The organism is Arthrobacter bussei (genome assembly GCF_009377195.2).
In the GTDB taxonomy this organism is placed as follows: domain Bacteria; phylum Actinomycetota; class Actinomycetes; order Actinomycetales; family Micrococcaceae; genus Arthrobacter_D; species Arthrobacter_D bussei.
Map to the genome: position 1 here is coordinate 381,633 of NZ_VJXX01000002.1, position 16,866 is coordinate 398,498.

Sequence of the window (16,866 nt, forward strand, 5' to 3'; positions counted from 1 at the left end):
CCGTGTCGTGATTCCGCGGCGTGTCGCGGACGTCCTGCCGAACCCGGCGGCGGCCGGCCTCGACCTGCACACGACGACGGCCGGCACCGCTTCCGGGGAGAAGCGGTACCGGCCGTCGGACCGGCGTGATGCCGGCTGGGGCAGCGCTACCGGAGCGGGCGCTCCGCGAGGATCTGGTCCACGCCCATCCGGCCGTCCCGGAACGTCATCGACGCGCCGACCATGTAGAGGCGCCAGACCCGGGCGACCTCCTCGCCCATCATCGCGACGGCGCGGTCCCAGTTGGCCTCGAAGCGGTCCTCCCAGGCGTCGATGGTCCGGACGTAGTGCTCGCGGAGCGCCTGCACGCCGCGGATCTCGAAGCCGGCGCCCTCGATCAGGTTGACGGTGTCCCCCACGGGCCGCATGTGCATGTCCGGGGCGATGAAGGACTCGATGAAGGGCCCTCCGCCCGGGTGCTTGCCGTGCCGCGACATCTGCTGGATCAGGACCTTCCCGCCGGGGGCGACATTCCGGAACAGGGTGGACGTGTAGGTCCCGTAGTTCTCCTCGCCCACGTGCTCCCCCATCTCGAGGGAGGCGACGGCGTCGTAGGGTCCGTCACGCACGTCGCGGTAGTCCTGGAGCCGGATCTCGACGCGGTCGCCGAGCCCCCGCTCCGCGATCCTCCGGTCGATGAACGCCTTCTGCTCCTTCGAGATGGTGACGCCGGTGACCCTGGCGCCGAAGTGCTCGGCGGCGTACAGGCTCAGCGACCCCCAGCCGCAGCCGACGTCGAGGAACCGCATCCCCGGCTTCCGATCGAGGCCCACCTTGCGGCAGACGAGGTCCAGCTTGTCGCGCTGCGCGTCCTCGAGGGAGTAGTCGGGGTCGTCGGAGAGCCAGTAGCCGCAGGAGTAGGCCATGTGGTCATCGAGGATGAGGCCGTAGAAGTCGTTGGAGAGGTCGTAGTGGTGGCTGATGGCCGCGCGGTCCCGCAGCAGGCTGTGCAGGCGGCCCTTGATCTTCGCCTGGGATGCCGGCGCCGGCAGGGGCGGACCGAAGGCCCCGACCTCGCGGGCCACCTTCGTCAGCTGCAGGACGAGCTGCGGGGTCAGCCGCGGCATCGAGAGTCCGCGCTGCCCGATCACGGTCCACAGGTGGGTGAGCGCCTGCTCGAGGGATCCGGGGACGTCGAGCTCGCCGGTGACGTAGGCCTGGGACACGCCGAGCTCGCCCGGACTCCAGAGGATGCGGCGCAGGGCGTTCGCGCTGTTCAGGCGGACCTCGGGCTGGTCCTCGCCGCCCGCAGCGCTGCCGTCCCAGGCGACGAGCCGGACGGGGAGCTCCCCTCCGACGATCGGTGCGAGGATTCCGGCGAGCTTCTGCGCGATCCCCTCCGTCCCGCTGCCTGATCGGCCGGTGGACCTGGTGCCCTGCTCGGGGTCAGTCACGCGATACTCCTTGGTGGGACAGGTTGGGACAGGTTGGGACGGGTTGGGACGGGTTGCGACGGGTTGGGCCGCGGGGAACGACGAGAAGAACGGGAAGCTCGGGAGGAACGGGGAACGACGAGAAGAACGGGGAGCTCGGGAGGAACGGAGGCACGTCAGGGCCGCCGGTCGAAGATGAGCTGCTGGACGTCGAGGTAGCCGGCCTGGAAACCCGCCCGGGAGTAGCAGAGGTAGAACTGCCACATGCGCTCGAACGTGTCGTCGAAGCCGAGGGCCGCCACGTCGTCATGCCGTGCGAGGAAACGCTCCTCCCACAGGCGGAGCGTCTGGGCGTAGTGGTCGCCCATGGAGAGGCGCTCACGCACCCGCAGGCTGGTGTAGCGGTCGGTGACGTCCTCGATGGCGCGGACCGAGGGGATGAACCCCCCGGGGAAGATGTACTTGTGGATCCAGGTGTAGGACCGCCGTGTCGCCATCATCCGCTCATGCGGGAGCGTGATGGCCTGGATGGCCACGCGGCCCCCCGGGGCGAGGACGCGGTCGATCGTCTGGAAGTACACGGCCCAGAACTCGTAGCCCACGGCCTCGATCATCTCGACCGACACCACGGCGTCGTACTGGCCCTCGACCAGCCGGTAGTCCTTCAGCTGCACCTCGACGCGGTCCGCGAAGCCGGCGGCGCTGATGCGCTGCTCCGCGAGCTCCTTCTGCTCGCTGGACAGCGTCACCGACACCACCGTAGCTCCGCGGGCGGCGGCCCGGAGGGCGAGCTCTCCCCAGCCGGTGCCGATCTCGAGGACCCGCGTGCCCTGGCCCACGTTCGCCTGGTCGAGCAGGCGGTCGATCTTCCGCTGCTGCGCGGCGGCGAGTTCGTTCCACTCGACGTGCAGGAGATCCTTGCCGGTGGTATCGAAGAGAGCGCTCGAGTAGGACATCGTCGGGTCCAGGAACAGGGCGAAGAGTTCGTTGGAGAGATCGTAATGCCGCGAAATATTCGAGCGCGTGTTGGCCGTGCTGTTCCGCTCGCGCCGGGGCGGCTTGGGCAGGGAGAGTCCGCGGAGCTTCTGCAGCGGCACGGGCACCAGGTGCGCGGCACGAGCTGCGAAGACCTGGATCACCTCGGTGAGGTCCGACGCCGTCCAGTCCCTGGCCATGTAGGACTCACCGAGGCCGATCAGGCCGCTGTCGCCGAGCCGGGCGTAGAAGTCGGCGGGCCGGTGGATGCGCATCTCCGGTCGTGGGCCGCCACCTGGCGCGCCCAGGGTGGTGCCGTCGTCGTGGATGACCCGGAGCTCGAGGGTGTTGACGGCCGCCGAGAAGATCTTCTCGGCAATGGTGGCCCGGACCTTGCTCCTCGTCCCGCTGGGGACGCCGGCGATGCCCGGCCAGGCGGCCGGATCGACGTCCGCCTGCGAGGGAACAACTGTGGTGCTCATCGAACTGCCTCCTGGTGTTCATGGAGCGGCCTGGGACTGATGGGCAGCCGCCGCAGCCAGAGTCTAATCCCCTGCCAGCGGATCTGGACGACGACGCGGAGGGGTGCCAGAGGGACCGCGAGCGCCATCCGGACCACGTTCGCGGTGGTCGCGGGCAGCCGGTGTCCGGTCATGGTGGCGGTGAAGGGCGCCTGCTCCTCGCGGTGCAGCACGATCGCGACGCCGAGTCTCTCGGCGGGCTCGGGCACGCGCATCTCGTAGTCCCCCTCCACGGGGTTGAACGGCGACACGTAGAACGCCTTCGGGGTGTGCGCCGTGCCGTGCGCATCGACGTCGAGCAGATAGCAGTGGCGCTCCCCGTAGGTGTTGTGCACCTCGGCGACGACGGCGGTGAGGGCGCCGGAACGGTCATGGCACCAGAACAGCGACAGCGGATTGAAGACGTGCCCGAGCACCCGGCCGCTCGAGAGCATCGTGACGCGTCCGCCGTCGTCGTTCCTGCCCTGCGAGCGCAGGAAGGCGGCCACGTTCTCGCGGATGCTGCGCTCGGGCGAGCCGAGATGGTCCTCGGAGAGGAACCTGGCGAACGGGGCGAGCCGGCGGGGCAGGACGGGGAGGTCGTCGAGGTCCACGAGCCAGCTGTAGCTGCGGTAGGTGAAGTCGTGGCGCAGCGGCGTCCGCCGGACGTGGCGGATCGTGGTCGGGTAGAGGAAGGCGCTCATGCCCGTACGTCGGCGAGTTCAGTGGCGGGGTTCCCGTCCCACGACCCGCCGATGCTCTCAGCGGCGCGGCGGCCGGACAGGGCGCCGTCCTCGTGGAAACCCCACCCGTGGTACGCGCCGGCGAAGGCGATCCGGTCGTCGCCGAGCTCCGCCAGCCGTGCCTGGGACGCGAGGGACTGCGGCGTGTACTGGGGGTGCTCGTAGACCATCGTCTTCAGCACGGTCGACGGATCGATCAGGTCGCCCTCCCCCAGGCTGACGATGAAGCGGTGGTTGGTGCGCCCCTCGAGGCGCTGGAGCCGCGTCATGTCGTAGGACACGAGGACGCGGTCCGGCGTCGCATCGCACGAGGGCAGGCGGTAGTTCCAGGAGGCGCGGGCGCCGTGCACGCGGGGCAGCACCGACTCGTCGGTGTGGAACTGCGTGGTGTTCACGGAGTACGGCATGGTGCCGAGGACCTCGGCGGCGTCGCCGCTCGGCTCCTCGAGCATCGCCAGGGCCTGGTTCGGATGCGTTGCGATGACGACGGCGTCGAACAGCTCGCTCGCACCGGCCGTCGTGACCAGGACGCCGTCGGCGGTCTTCCTCACGGCGGTCACCGGACTCGACAGCCGCACGTCGTCGAGGACGTCGACGATGCGCCGCACGTACTCGTTGGAGCCTCCCGTGACGGTGCGCCACTGGGGAGAGCCCTTGATGGTGAGCATTCCGTGGTGGTCCATGAAGGAGAACAGGTACCGGGCCGGGTAGGCCAGGGCCGTGGTCGGATCGCAGGACCAGACGGCCGACACCACGGGCGTCATGAAGTGGGAGGTGAAATAGGCGCTGAAGCGGCCCCGATCGAGGAAGTCGCCGAGCGTGGGCTCCTCCTCTCCGGCGGTGCCCGCCATGGCGTCGTCGCTGTGGCGCAGGAGCGCCCGTGCCGACCGCTGGAACCGCAGGATCTCGGCGAGCATGCGGAGATACCGGCCGCGGAACAGCACACCGGGCTGCGCGAACACCCCACGCCGGCCCTTCGCCCCCGCGTACTCCAGGCCGCAGCCGTCACAGCGGATGGACATGCTCATGTCCGAGTCCTGGGTGGACACGCCGAGCTCCTCGAAGAGCCGGACCAGGGTGGGATAGGTGCGGTCGTTGTGGACGATGAACCCGGTGTCGACGCCCGTCGTCGTGCCGTCCGCGAGATCGACCTGGTGGGTGTGCGCGTGACCGCCCGGGCGGTCGTCGGCCTCGAAGAGGGTGACCGCGTTGCCGTTCCGGAGGATCCAGGCGGCCGTGAGGCCCGAGACACCGCTCCCGATCACGGCGACGCGGCGGCCGGCCGGCTGCCCGCCGCGGGTAAGCTCGACGGAACCCGTCTCTTCGTCGGACATGTCTTCTCCTGCCGGTCGTGTGGCTGTACGGCGGAGCATCCGCAGGTTCCCACGGACTCGCCACAAGCCGCCACACCCCGCCGGGACACCGGTGGATCGGACTCCAGAGACCTGTCGCACAGTTGATTCGGGAGAAGTTCGGAGGCTCACAGATTCGGGATTGGTGCAACTACTTCTTCCGGCTGCGGGAATCATGGACCAGCCAGGGAGGAAGTGCTAGATGGTCAACCCCATCCACCTGCGGACACTGCTCGAGGTGATCCGCCATGGGTCCTTCAGCGGCGCGGCCACCAGCCTGGGGTACACGGCGTCAGCCGTCTCCCAGCAGATGTCCGCGCTGGAGCGCGATACCGGCGCCACCCTCTTCACCCGCACCGCCCGCAGTGCCATCCCGACGGACGCGGCCCTCGCCGTGTCCCGCCACGCCGCGAAGGTTCTGACCGACATCGACGCCCTCCTCGCCTCCACGGCGCGCGCCGGAGCCGGTCCCGCCCACGAGCTGAGGCTCGGGATCTTCCCGAGCCTTGCGACGTTCGCGCTGCCCCGACTCCTCGGCATGCCGGAGTGGCAGCGGCTCGGCGTGTCCCTCCGCGTCTTCGTCGGCGAGCCCGCCCACACCATTCAGGGCCTGCGCACCGGCGGTGACCTCGATCTGGCCCTCGTCTACCAGGTGGGCCAGGCCGGGCTCGCCTGGCCGTCCACGCTCAGCCGTCAGTGGATCGGGGACGACGATTTCCGCGTCATCCTGCCCGCGACCTGGGGCATCCGCAGCGGCGCCCGCATCACCGCGGACCAGCTGGCCGACATGCCCTGGATCATGCACCACCCGGGCACCGCCGACGCGACCGTCATCGAGCGTCTCTTCGCGAGCTGCAACCTCCACCCGCGCATCGCCGCCTACTGCGACGACTTCAACGCGACCCTCGAACTCACGGCCGCCGGCCTCGGCGCCGCACTGGTCCCCGACCTCGCGATGGTGAGCCGACCCGAGGGGATCGTGACCCTCGACGTCCCGGAGATCCGGCTGGCGCGGAGCATCTTCGCGCTCCGGACCGGAGACGCGGACGACGCACGTGTCCGCCTGTTCATGGATCACCTCGCCGAGATCCTGCGCACCCGGAGCATCGGGCCCAAGCACACCCCGCACGCGCTCGCATCCCCCACCTCCCACTGATTCCCCGTTGCGGCCGTGTCGGAGCCGTCCGTAGGTTCGAGACACGCGGGATCCCGCAGGGAATCGGAGGAGCGAGCATGCGCATCAGGAACAGTGTCGTGGTCATCACGGGAGCTGCGAGCGGGATCGGACGCGCGACGGCACTGCGCTTCGCCCGGCGGCACGTGGACCTCGTCCTCGCGAGCAGGCGCGTCGAGGCGCTCGAGTCACTCGTGAGCGAATGCACCGCCCTCGGCTCACGGGCCATCGCCGTCCCGACGGACACCTCCGAGTACGACGCCGTGCAGGAGTTGGCAAGCCGTGCCGTGGAGGAGTTCGGCCGCATCGACGTCTGGGTCAACAACGCGGCGGTCTCCTTCTTCTCCCCCTTCCTCGACGTCCCGATGCGGGACTTCCAGCGGGTGATCGACGTCAACCTGATGGGGTACGTCCACGGCGCGCGCGCCGCCCTCGAACGCATGCAGGATCAGGGGGCAGGGGTGCTCGTGAACGTCGCCTCGATCGTCGGCGAGGTCCCCCAGCCCTACACCTCCGCGTACTCCGTCTCCAAGGCCGCGGTCCGCGCCCTCGGGGTCAGCCTCCGGTCCGAACTCACTCTCGACCGGAAGAAGCGGATCCACGTGTGCACGGTGCTGCCGCCGACCATCGACACCCCCTTCTTCGATCACGTGGCGAACTACACCGGGCGGCGAGCGGTTGCCATGCCCCCCGTGTACTCGGCCGATCGGGTGGCGAAAGCCATCCTGGGCGTCGTCGACTCCCCCACGCGGGAGGTCGCTGTCGGACGCATCGGCCGATCCATGGTCCGACAGCATCGGCTCATGCCGGGGCGCCTGGAGAAGCTCATGGCACACCAGGTCGAGAACACGCACCTGTCGAAGAAGGAATCGGCGGAGGACTCCACCGGGAATCTCTACGGGCCCTCCCTCGACCCGGTGAACGCCCGTGTGAGCGGCGGGTGGGGCGGGCGACGACGGACCGTCCAGCGGACCGTCGTGGGCAGCGCGCTCCTCGGCACAGCACTCGGCGCCCTCGTCTTCGCCGAACCGCTGAAGACCGGCGTCCCCGTCCTGGCGGGCAGGGCTGCGAACCTGGGGCGGGAACTGCTGGGCGCCGACTGACGGGAGCCGTCCGGCGTCCTGCACGCCGTGGGTCTTCCCGGGACACGAGGACGGCCCATACGTCGGTCGGATGCTCGATCGCCCGAACGCGAGGGGTTCACCCAGCCCGAGGACACGATGGCAGCCGCAGGCGCCCCGTGCGAGGATCGAGCGTGACCTCCCGATCCCGGAGCTGTCCGGGCCTTCCCTTCCCTCTCGAGCCGTACGGCGCCGCCGCTCCCGGCGATCCGGACGTGACCGGCACGGCGCTGCGCCTGACCGCGGGGGCGGGCGCCGATCTGTTCCTCGATCCCCGGGGCGCCGAGAGCCCCCGGCCCGATGCGGAGCGATGGACAGCTCCTGTGGACGGCGACTTCCAGCTGCAGGCCCATGTGGCCGCGGGTTTTGTCGCCGACTTCGATTCCGGCGTGCTGCTGGGCTGGTTCGACGACGACACGTGGTTCAAGGTGTGCGCCGAGCGTGATCCCGCCGGGATCACCAGGGTGGTCTCGGTCGTGACGCGCGACGGGGCCTCCGACGATTGCGACAGTTCGCCGATCGACAGCTCGGGCACCCACCTCCGCATCAGCCGGATGGGCGGCGCCTTCGCCCTGCATGCCTCCCCCGACGGCGCCCGCTGGTCGATGATCCGCTACTTCTCCGTCGGACGGAGCGCCGCCGAGACGCTCCAGGTCGGGTTCGTGGCGCAGTCCCCCGCAGGGTCGGGCACCTGGGCGACCTTCAGCGACATCCGGTTCACTCGGACCACGCTCCTCGAGGTCCGGGACGGCTCCTAGCTCCGCACCTCCACGGCGGCACGGACGGCCCTCGCGGCATCGACCAGATGCCGCAGCGACCGCTCGGTCTCCCGGTAGCCCCGGGTCTTCAGCCCGCAGTCGGGGTTGACCCACAGCTGTGCCGCGGGTACGTGGCGCACTGCCCGCTCCAGGAGCAGCCGGATCTCCTCCGCCGACGGGACACGCGGGGAATGGATGTCGTAGACGCCGGGGCCCACACCGCGCGGGAAGCCGTGCTCCTCGAGATCGTGCACCACCTCCATGCGGGAGCGGGCTGCCTCGATCGAGGTGACGTCCGCGTCCAGGCCGTCGATCGCGGTGATGACCGCACCGAACTCCGAGTAGCACAGGTGCGTGTGGATCTGTGTGGCGGGAGCCGCTGCCGCCGTCGCGAGATTGAAGGCCCGCACCGACCAGTCGAGGTAGGCGGGCTGGTCGGCACGGCGGAGCGGGAGCAGCTCGCGCAGGGCCGGTTCGTCGACCTGGATGATGCGCGTGCCCGCCCGCTCGAGGTCCAGCACCTCGTCGCGCAGGGCGAGTGCCACCTGGAAGGCGGTGTCGGCCAGCGGTTGATCGTTCCGGACGAAGGACCAGGCGAGGATGGTCACCGGACCGGTCAGCATGCCCTTGACCGGCCTGCCCGTCAGCGACTGCGCGAAGGACGTCCACGGCACCGTGATCGGTGCGGGCCGGCTGACGTCGCCCCAGAGCAGCGACGGGCGCGTGCACCGCGACCCGTAGGACTGCACCCAGCCGTGCTGCGTCACGTCGAACCCGTCGAGGTTCTCGGCGAAGTACTGCACCATGTCGTTGCGCTCGGGTTCACCGTGCACCAGGACGTCGAACCCGAGCTCCTCCTGCAGCGCGATGACCCGGCGGATCTCGTCCTGCAGCGCAGCCTCGTAGCCCGCTGCTGAGAGGTCGCCGCGGGCAGCCCGGGCACGCGCGGATCTCACCTCCGCGGTCTGCGGGAAGGAACCGATCGTCGTCGTGGGGAGGAGCGGCAGGTTCAGGGCCGCCTGCTGGGCGGACCGCCGCTCCTCGAAACCACCACGGTCGAAGTCCGACGGCGAGAGCCCCGCCGCACGCTCGCGGACCGCGGGAACCTCGACGCCGGGAGCGGAGCGCCGACCGGCGAGGACCGTCGTGGCAGCGGCGATCGCGCGATCCGCCGAACCCGGATGCGCGACGTGCCCTGCGAGGACCACCACCTCCTCGACCTTCTGATCCGCGAAGGACAACCACGAACGGAGCTCGTCAGGAAGTGACTGCTCGACGCCGGTGTCGTGCGGCACGTGCTGCAGGGACGTGGACGTCGCGACGGACAGGGACACCCCGTCCGCCCTCAGTCGGTCGAGCACGGCCGCGGCCTCGCCGAGATCCGCCTTCCAGACGTTGTGTCCGTCGATGATCCCGGCCACCAGGGTCTTCCCCTTCAGCAGCGCGAGCTCCGCGGGAGCAGGGACGGCTCCCCTGACCAGGTCGAGGTGGACCGCCTCGACACCCGTCGCTGCGATGGCCCCGAGGCGCTGCCCCACGCCCCCGTAGGGCGTCGTGAGGAGGATCGCGGGCCGCCCCGCCACCCCCGACAGGTGGTCGTAGGCACGTCGGACGGCGTCGTCCACGACGGCGTCGGGCAGTGGCGTGTCGGTGGCGAGCGCAGGCTCGTCGAACTGGACCCACCGGACACCTCGCTCCTCGAGCCGATCCAGGAGTTCCGCGTACAGCGGCAGGACGTCGTCGAGCCGGTCCAGCGGCGCGAAGCCGCCACCGGCTCCCTCGGCCGCCTTGCTCAGCAGGAGGAACGTAACGGGTCCGATCAGCGTGGGCCGGACGCGGTACCCGGCGTCGGCTGCCTCTGCGACCTGGCGCAGCAGGGTGTCCGGGTCCAGCGTGAACGGCGTCCGTGGCCCGATCTCGGGCACGAGGTAGTGGTAGTTGGTGTCGAACCACTTCGTCATCTCGAGCGGCGACCGCTGCTCGTCACCGCGTGCCAGCGTGAAGTAGTCGTCGATCCCGAGGGGGCCGTGGTCCGCGGCGAGGTCGGGGAACCGTTCGGGGATCGCACCCAGGAGTACTGCGGTGTCCAGCACCTGGTCGTACATCGAGAAGGACGCGGGGATGGAGGCGTCGTGCGGGTTCAGCCCGAGGCCGGTGAGGCGTGCGTAGGTGGCCTCGCGCAGCCTCCTGGCCTCCCGTTCGAGGGCCGTGGCGTCGATGCGACCGGCCCAGTACGCCTCCAGGGCCTTCTTGAGCTCCCGTCGCGGGCCGATCCTGGGGTATCCGATGATGGTGCTGTGCGGGAAGAGTGCGGGCACTTCGATCTCCTGACGGCTGTCGTGGATGGTAGGGCTGTCCTGCGTAGGGCGCGGTGCTCGATCGGGTTGAACCGGTCGGACCTGTCACAGCGAGGCGGCGAGACCTGCTTCGGGAGGGCGTTCGAGGTCGAGGGCGTCCAGGACGTCCAGCGCGGCTGCATGCTCGTTGAACGTGTACAGATGGATCCCCGGGGCGCCGTCGTCCAGCGCCGCCCTCGCGAGGCCGACCGTCGCGGTGACCCCGACCCGCCGTCGCTCCTCATCGGTGCGTGCGCCATCGAGCTTCGCCCAGAGGGTCTCGTCGACGTCCACTCCCGCGAGTCCGGCGAGCTTCTTCAGCCGCCGTGTACTGGTGAGGGGCATGACACCCGGGATGATCGGGATGGTGACGCCCGCCCGCCGCGCCCGTGTCACGAGCCGCGTGTAGTCCGACGGCGTGAAGAAGACCTGCGTGATGGCGAAGTCGGCACCGGCCTCCTCCTTGGCGAGGAGGACCTCGATGTCCTGCTCCACGCTGGGCGAGTCGGGGTGGCGGGTGGCATAGGCGGCCACCCCGACCGAGACCCTGCCGGCGGCCAGCTGAGCGGTGCGCCTGCCCTCCACCTCGCGGATCAGGCGGACGAGGTCGTCCGCGTGCTCGACGTCGCCCGCAGCCGCCTCGAAACCCTCGGGGGCATCGCCCCGCAGGGCGAGGATCCCCCGCACCCCGCCACCGATCAGACGCTCGACGATCTGCGTGAGCTCGGCCCGGCTAGTGCCCACGCAGGTGAGGTGCGCCAGAGGTCTCAGCGTCGTCTCGGTGAGCAGCCGCCGCAGCAGGTGGATCGCCGTCTCACGGTTGCTTCCGGCTGCGCCGTACGTCACGGACACGAAGTCCGGGCGCGTGTCCTCCAGCCGGCGGATGGACGTCCACAGGGATTCCTCGGCGGCGGCATTCCTGGGTGGATACAGCTCGTAGGACAGGGCGGGATAGGTGGGCGGCGGCATGGGTCCTCTTCGTACGTGCCCCCAGCCGCGCCGTACGCGCGCCGGGAACGATGGTGTGCAGGGGAACGACCGGCGCGGACACCGGCGGTACTGCGTACGAATGTCAGGCCCACATGGGGGCACCCACACTTCCTCTCGGAAGTCGCTGACCCGCTACCTCAGTAGCTGGACCACACGCTACGACACATGATCGGGACCATCAAGTGTGCGGCTGTTCATGACGCGGCTACACCGAGGACGTCAGTCGGTGGTCCCGGGCACGTCGGTCTCCTCGGGAACGTCAGCGGACCGGACCTCGCTGCGGATGATGCCGAGTTCCTCCAGGCGGGCCGACATGCCCGCGCCGTCCGCAGCGTAGATCCAGGTGATGCCCGGAGTGTCCCGCATGCCCGACTTCGAGCGGCCGCCGGCCAGGACCGCCTCTCCTGCGGAGAGCTGCCGGATCGCGATGGCGCGCACGTTCTCCGGATGGCGCCGGGCGAACTCGGAGTAGATGGCCTCGTCGTGCTGGCCGTCGTCGCCCACCAGCAGCCACTTCACGTCCGGGAACTCCTCGGCGAGCCTCTCGAGGGAGGTGCGCTTGTGGTCCTGGCCGCTCCGGAACCAGCGATCGCGGGTGGGTCCCCAGTCGGTGAGCAGCTTCGGTCCCGCCGGGTAGAGGTTGCGGGAGAGGAAACGGGACAGCGTGGGCGCGACGTTCCATGCACCGGTCGAGAGGTACAGGACGGGGGCGGAGGGGATGGTCCGGACGATCCTCTCGTACAGGACGGCCATTCCGGGAGTAGGGGTGCGCGCGTGCTCGTCGAGCACGAAGGTGTTCCACGCGGCGAGGAACGGACGCGGCAGGGCAGTGACCATGACCGTGTCGTCGATGTCGGACACGACCCCGAACTGCGTACCGTCCGCGACGACGCGGACTGGCGCCTCGACGGAGCGCGACTGCCCGGACTGGAGCGTGATGGTGTGCCATCCGGCGTCCAGGGACACCGGTATGCGGGCGTCGACCACCCCGCCGCGGTCGGCCACGACGTCATGCACCGCGTCCCCGACGGTCACGTGCACGACGGCGTGGGCGACGGGTGCGCTGGTGAAGTTGCGCCAGCCGCGCATCCCCTCCTGGAGGGGTTTCAGCGGGCCGGACTCCGAGCCGCCGCCGGTGTCCCGAGGATCAGCGAGGACCACGCGTGCGAGGACCCGGACCCAGGCCGTCGTACCGTAGCCCGTGTAGGGGATCACCGTGTGCACCCGGCCGCGTCGGACGGCGAGACGGGTCTGGAAGCGCAGCCAGGCATCGTCGAGGCGCAGCGCGAGGTGACGGTCCGTCGCCGGTTCCGGCGGCACGGCGGCCCGGTCGGTGCCGGGTATCGGTGCGGGAGCCGCCGACGGGTGGGCGGAATCCTGGGGACGGTCTGAAGGAGGACACATGCCTCCCAGTCTGGCACGGCCGGCACCGGGCGACGAGGGGACCCGCACCGAGGTCACGACCGGCTAACGACTTCACCCGGGAGGAGGACGCGGGTTGTAGCAAAGGGCCCCGGCTGGGACGCTGAGGACTCGGCTCGGCACACGATCATCGGGGGATGCATGGCACGGGAATGGGAAACGACCGGGCTCCGGGTCAAGGAGGAGCCACTCCTGCGGGACTGGGACACGGCCGCCCGCGAGGACTTCGCGGCCTCCGCGGCGGACCTGGCGCATGCCATCGCCTTCGGCGCCGCGCAGGAGGCCCTCGAGTCGGTAGCGGCCGGCGGCAGCGCCCTCACCGCCCAGGACGCCCGCGCACTGCATTTCGCCAATGAGATGGCGGAACTGCGTCATTACGGACCGCTGGTCGCCGTCGAGCACGACCGCCCGGTGCTCGCTCCCGGCGTGCGGATCCTGATCGACGGCATGGAGGAACTGGGCCTGTGGAGGGAACGACGCCCCTGGGTCCTCTGATGCCTGCCTGACCCCTCACGCCGTCGGAGCGCCCGCTGACCACGCCCGGAGCGCGCAGCAGGACTCCTCCCCTACCGACCCATCCGTTGCCTCAGTGGCGTCGAATGCGTGCTGGTCGGCGCCCCTGTGCGCGGCCCGCCGCGCACACGCGGCTCAGTGTCGGCCCGGGCAGCGGTGGAATGCCGTCGGAGGCCCATATGAGGCGGTCTCTCTCGATGGATTCACAGGTCATGACCCAGCGCGCGTCCCGGGTGTCGGTCTCGGCCCTGCCCTTCCTGCTGCGCGCCCCGGATGGTCGTGCAACGCGCTGACGTCGTGCAGGCAGGTCGGGCGATCGACTCCTCGGGCGGATCCACCCTGCCGCTGCTCGTCGAGGTATCGGCACTCAGGGAAGTGACCTGGGATGCCCGTCATGCCGTCCTCTCCTACCGCCACCCCGCACGCGTCGTCATCCTCGGGTCCGACGCCGTCGACCTCGTCCTCACGGCCTTCACCGTCCGCTCGCCGATGACCATCCGCTTCATCACCGACCGTGACGATGCCGTCCGGTGGCTGCTGCAGCGCTGAATCTTGCGTTCCCGCCGGCGCATCCCCGAGGAGCGCGCAGTGTTCCTGCAGGTTTCGCGCAGGTAGAAAGTGCTTGACAGCACGACTGCGATGATCTGAGCGTGCCCGCTGGGGGCACACCTGTTCATCGAGGTTCCACATGCCCTTTCTCCGAGGCCCCTTCCTGCGGGCCCTCTCTCCCGTTCCTTCGGCTGTTCCCGGCACGGTGCCACGTCGCCGGGTGGCGCTCGCACTGCTCCTGACGGCCGCCGCCCCGCTGGCTGCACTGCAGGGTCTTTCGCCCGCAGCGGCAGCCAGCACGCCCTGTACGCCCATGACACAGTCTGTCTACCAGAGCATCAACCCGACAACGACGGCCTCCCTCCTGACGACGTCCGCCACCGAGGCCGTCAACTCGCGGTCCTCAGGCTTCACCGAGCTCAAGGGCCTGGTCTTCCGGGCCTCCAACACCGCCGCGGCAGGACTTGTGCCGATCCACCGACTGTTCCTCAACGGCAACTACCTGCTCCTTCCCGATGTCGCGGGAGTCGACGAGTACGACATCGTGCAGTCGCGGTTCGGGTACAAGCAGCAGAAAGTGGCGTTCTACGCCTCGCTCACGCCCGTTGCGTGCGGTGTGGAGGTTCGCCGCTACCACCGAGCAGGCAAGCACCGATTCAGCGCGTCCGTGGCCGATGGCCGCACGCTGCGGAGCGCAGGCTGGGCCGACGAGGGCGCCCGCTTCTGGGTAGCCCCGCTCACGACGACGGCCCCGGCTCCTGCTCCCACGCCGGCGCCCACGATGGCGCCCACGGCGGCACCCACGGTGGCGCCCACCGTCGCACCCACGGCGGCACCCACTCCCGCACCGACAGTTGCTCCTGTTCCGGCGCCGACCCCCGTGTCGCCGCCGCCGGCTCCTGCTCCGTCTCCTGTGCCTGTTCCGACGGTACCGCCCGTCACCGTGCCATCCGACTGGGTGCTGTGGAGCAGCATCGCGCGGCCAGGAGACGACATCAACAGCGTCCTGGCCAAACCGGAACTCTCGGGCAAGATCCTCAAGCTCCCTGCCGGTGTCTTCGAGGTGAGCAACTTCCGGGACGCCTCGGTTGCCATCCGCGTGCCGAAGCAGGTCAAGGGAGTCATCGGTGAGGGCCGGGACACGATCCTGCGCATCAAACCCAACACCTCGACCTTCGGCGGCACTGTTCCTGCACAGGGCACGGGCCAGACGAACCAGCTCTACGTGCTCCGCATGAACGAGGGACTCGTCCCGCAGGTCCTGTCCGACTTCTGGCTCCAGGGGACGCCGCAGGGTCATCTGTTCAACGGCATCATGGTCGGCATGTCGAAGCCGGGCACGACGGTCGAGAACCTGCTGATCACCGGGATCGACGGTGACGCCGGGTCCCCTCCGGGCGAGACCTTCGGCCTCAACTGGTGGCGCGGAAGCGACTCCATCACCCGGGACATCGAGGTGGACGCCTACCAGTGGAGCGGTGACCGGTTCGCATCGAGGGTCCGGGGCGCTCAGGTCGGCTCGTCGCCGATCGGGTACAACAGCCACGACCGGGGCAAGCTATGGAATGCCTTCACGCACGACTCCCTGTTCGGCATGCCCACGTTCTGGCAGTCGAACAACTCGGAGACCTGGAACCTGCAGTCCATCCGCAATGTCATCGGCATCAATCACGAGGAGAGCTTCGGCACCGTTCACCATGAACCGGTCATGCACAGCTCCAAGACACGTCGTCACGTGAACTTCATGTCCTCCCGCGGGGACGGCGCACTGACCATCATCGGCGCCACCAACGACGAGTGGATCAACACGACGACGTCGGGACCGATCGGCAAAGGCAAGAAGATGCTCGTTCTCACGCCGACGAACTACACGGGCCCGAATACCAACCGCATCGTCACGCCCCCGCGTATCCAGCACGACAACGGCACGGCCGCTCCCTGGCTCTGGGCACACTGAGGAGTAGTCAAAGCTCCTGAACGACGGGAGGGGCCGATCATCCGGCCTCTCCTGTCGTTCGCCTCGCCGATCGTGGCAGACTCGGCACCATGGTGGCCTTGATCATTGCGTGGAGGACGACGGGTACGCAGTGGTCGGGGATCTATCCCGCCGACGTGGACACGGTCCGGCGCACGGGAAGCATCCGGCGGCACTGGCCATTGCCCGTGCCGCCGGCCGTTCCCATCGGGGCAGACGTCTGGCTGCTGGTCGCGCACGGCGGACCCGCGATGCAGGGCATCGCGGGTCACGGCGTCGTCACAGGCGTTTCTCCGGAGTCCTCCGAAGACACCCGACCGGGTATCGAGGTCGACTTCGACATCCTGCTGCAGCACGGCGACCAGGTCCCGCTGTCGCTCCTCGAGAGCACCGTTCCGGGCTTCCCCGCACCGTCGGCCGCGTCCGGATCGGTGGACGACCGGCAGGCTGCGGCCCTGCGGAGTCTCTGGGCCGAGTTCATCGTCCCGGACCACGGGGCGGTGCATCCGGTACCTGGTGTCCTGCCACCGCACCTGACCCGCCGCGTGATCGTGGATCGCACCGAGCACGACGACGACCTGCGGCGCACTGCCCTCGCTCATCGGGGTTCGGCCTGTCACGCCTGCGGGCTCGACATGGAGCAGGCGTACGGGGAGCACGGACGGGATCTCGTCGCCCTCCACCACACCACTCCCCTGGCGCACCTGACGGACCGGTACGAGGCTGATCCGACGACGGACCTGGTGCCCCTGTGCCCGAACTGCCATGTGGTCGCCCACAGCCGATGGCCCCTGGCCTACAGCGTCGAGGACCTCAGGGCGATGCTCCGCAACGGAGGCCACCTGCGCGGTGCGATCATGACCGATGAGCAGCTCGCGGCAGAGGCCGCGGCTGAACGACTGCTGCGGACGGACGGGACGGACGGGACACCCGGGACGTAGCGCGGCCGGTGGCCCTCCGGCCGTGACCACGCACGTGCGGGCGGTCCTGCGGACGCACCTCCCGCGGGCACCGCGCAGCCGACATCAGGCGTCGACGGCGCACCC

The 16,866-nt window shown here is 69.8% G+C and carries 14 protein-coding genes; 7 read left to right on the top strand and 7 right to left on the bottom strand.

Translation table 11 applies throughout. From position 1 onward, the window contains the following. Positions 1–146: 146 nt before the first annotated feature. The 4 genes from FNH21_RS10025 to FNH21_RS10040 all read right to left on the bottom strand — a co-directional run bounded on the left by FNH21_RS10025 (position 147) and on the right by FNH21_RS10040 (position 4,964). Entirely contained in the window at positions 147–1,433 is a 1,287-nt protein-coding gene (locus FNH21_RS10025) for a class I SAM-dependent methyltransferase (RefSeq protein WP_191931829.1), read from the bottom strand. A gap of 155 nt (positions 1,434–1,588) precedes the next feature. Next, complete coding sequence (locus tag FNH21_RS10030; protein ID WP_152814747.1) at positions 1,589–2,869, bottom strand: class I SAM-dependent methyltransferase; 1,281 nt, start codon at positions 2,867–2,869, stop codon at positions 1,589–1,591. Next, positions 2,866–3,591, bottom strand: coding sequence for a DUF1365 domain-containing protein (locus FNH21_RS10035; RefSeq protein ID WP_152814748.1), 726 nt, complete (start codon positions 3,589–3,591; stop codon positions 2,866–2,868). Before FNH21_RS10035 ends, FNH21_RS10030 begins: the two co-directional genes overlap by 4 nt. Next, entirely contained in the window at positions 3,588–4,964 is a 1,377-nt protein-coding gene (locus tag FNH21_RS10040) for an NAD(P)/FAD-dependent oxidoreductase (protein WP_152814750.1), read from the bottom strand. Before FNH21_RS10040 ends, FNH21_RS10035 begins: the two co-directional genes overlap by 4 nt. Positions 4,965–5,184: 220 nt before the next feature. Between FNH21_RS10040 and FNH21_RS10045 the strand changes: the two genes are divergently transcribed. The 3 genes from FNH21_RS10045 (at position 5,185) to FNH21_RS10055 (ending at position 8,035) form a co-directional block, all read left to right on the top strand. Then, entirely contained in the window at positions 5,185–6,138 is a 954-nt protein-coding gene (locus FNH21_RS10045) for a LysR family transcriptional regulator (RefSeq protein ID WP_152814752.1), read from the top strand. A gap of 77 nt (positions 6,139–6,215) precedes the next feature. Continuing rightward, positions 6,216–7,259: an SDR family oxidoreductase gene (locus tag FNH21_RS10050; RefSeq protein WP_152814754.1), complete on the top strand. Its 1,044-nt coding sequence runs from the start codon at positions 6,216–6,218 to the stop codon at positions 7,257–7,259. Positions 7,260–7,411: 152 nt separating this feature from the next. Continuing rightward, on the top strand, positions 7,412–8,035 hold the full coding sequence (locus FNH21_RS10055) for a DUF1349 domain-containing protein (RefSeq protein ID WP_191931830.1): 624 nt from the start codon (positions 7,412–7,414) through the stop codon (positions 8,033–8,035). On the opposite strand, the gene metE is transcribed toward FNH21_RS10055, so the two are convergent. The 3 genes from metE to FNH21_RS10070 form a co-directional block, all read right to left on the bottom strand. Beyond that, the gene (gene metE, locus FNH21_RS10060; protein WP_191931831.1) at positions 8,032–10,353 is read right to left on the bottom strand and encodes a 5-methyltetrahydropteroyltriglutamate--homocysteine S-methyltransferase; all 2,322 of its coding nucleotides are present in this window, start codon (positions 10,351–10,353) and stop codon (positions 8,032–8,034) included. The two genes, FNH21_RS10055 and metE, sit on opposite strands and share 4 nt — an antisense overlap. An 84-nt stretch (positions 10,354–10,437) precedes the next feature. Then, positions 10,438–11,340, bottom strand: coding sequence for a methylenetetrahydrofolate reductase (locus FNH21_RS10065; protein ID WP_152814761.1), 903 nt, complete (start codon positions 11,338–11,340; stop codon positions 10,438–10,440). Between the two features lie 240 nt (positions 11,341–11,580). After that, positions 11,581–12,765: an App1 family protein gene (locus FNH21_RS10070; RefSeq protein ID WP_152814764.1), complete on the bottom strand. Its 1,185-nt coding sequence runs from the start codon at positions 12,763–12,765 to the stop codon at positions 11,581–11,583. A 159-nt stretch (positions 12,766–12,924) separates the two neighbouring features. Here FNH21_RS10070 and FNH21_RS10075 point away from each other — a divergent pair, with 159 nt between their 5' ends. From FNH21_RS10075 to FNH21_RS10090, 4 genes are all read left to right on the top strand, one after another. Further along, the gene (locus FNH21_RS10075) at positions 12,925–13,278 is read left to right on the top strand and encodes a hypothetical protein (protein WP_152814767.1); all 354 of its coding nucleotides are present in this window, start codon (positions 12,925–12,927) and stop codon (positions 13,276–13,278) included. Between the two features lie 297 nt (positions 13,279–13,575). Beyond that, positions 13,576–13,845 (top strand): hypothetical protein, encoded by a 270-nt coding sequence (locus FNH21_RS10080; protein ID WP_152814770.1) that lies wholly within the window; start codon positions 13,576–13,578, stop codon positions 13,843–13,845. Positions 13,846–14,158: 313 nt separating this feature from the next. Continuing rightward, a complete protein-coding gene (locus FNH21_RS10085) occupies positions 14,159–15,802 on the top strand; it encodes a hypothetical protein (RefSeq protein WP_191931832.1) in 1,644 nt (547 codons plus the stop codon). An 89-nt stretch (positions 15,803–15,891) separates the two neighbouring features. Then, complete coding sequence (locus tag FNH21_RS10090) at positions 15,892–16,761, top strand: HNH endonuclease (RefSeq protein ID WP_152814773.1); 870 nt, start codon at positions 15,892–15,894, stop codon at positions 16,759–16,761. Positions 16,762–16,866: the final 105 nt, after the last annotated feature.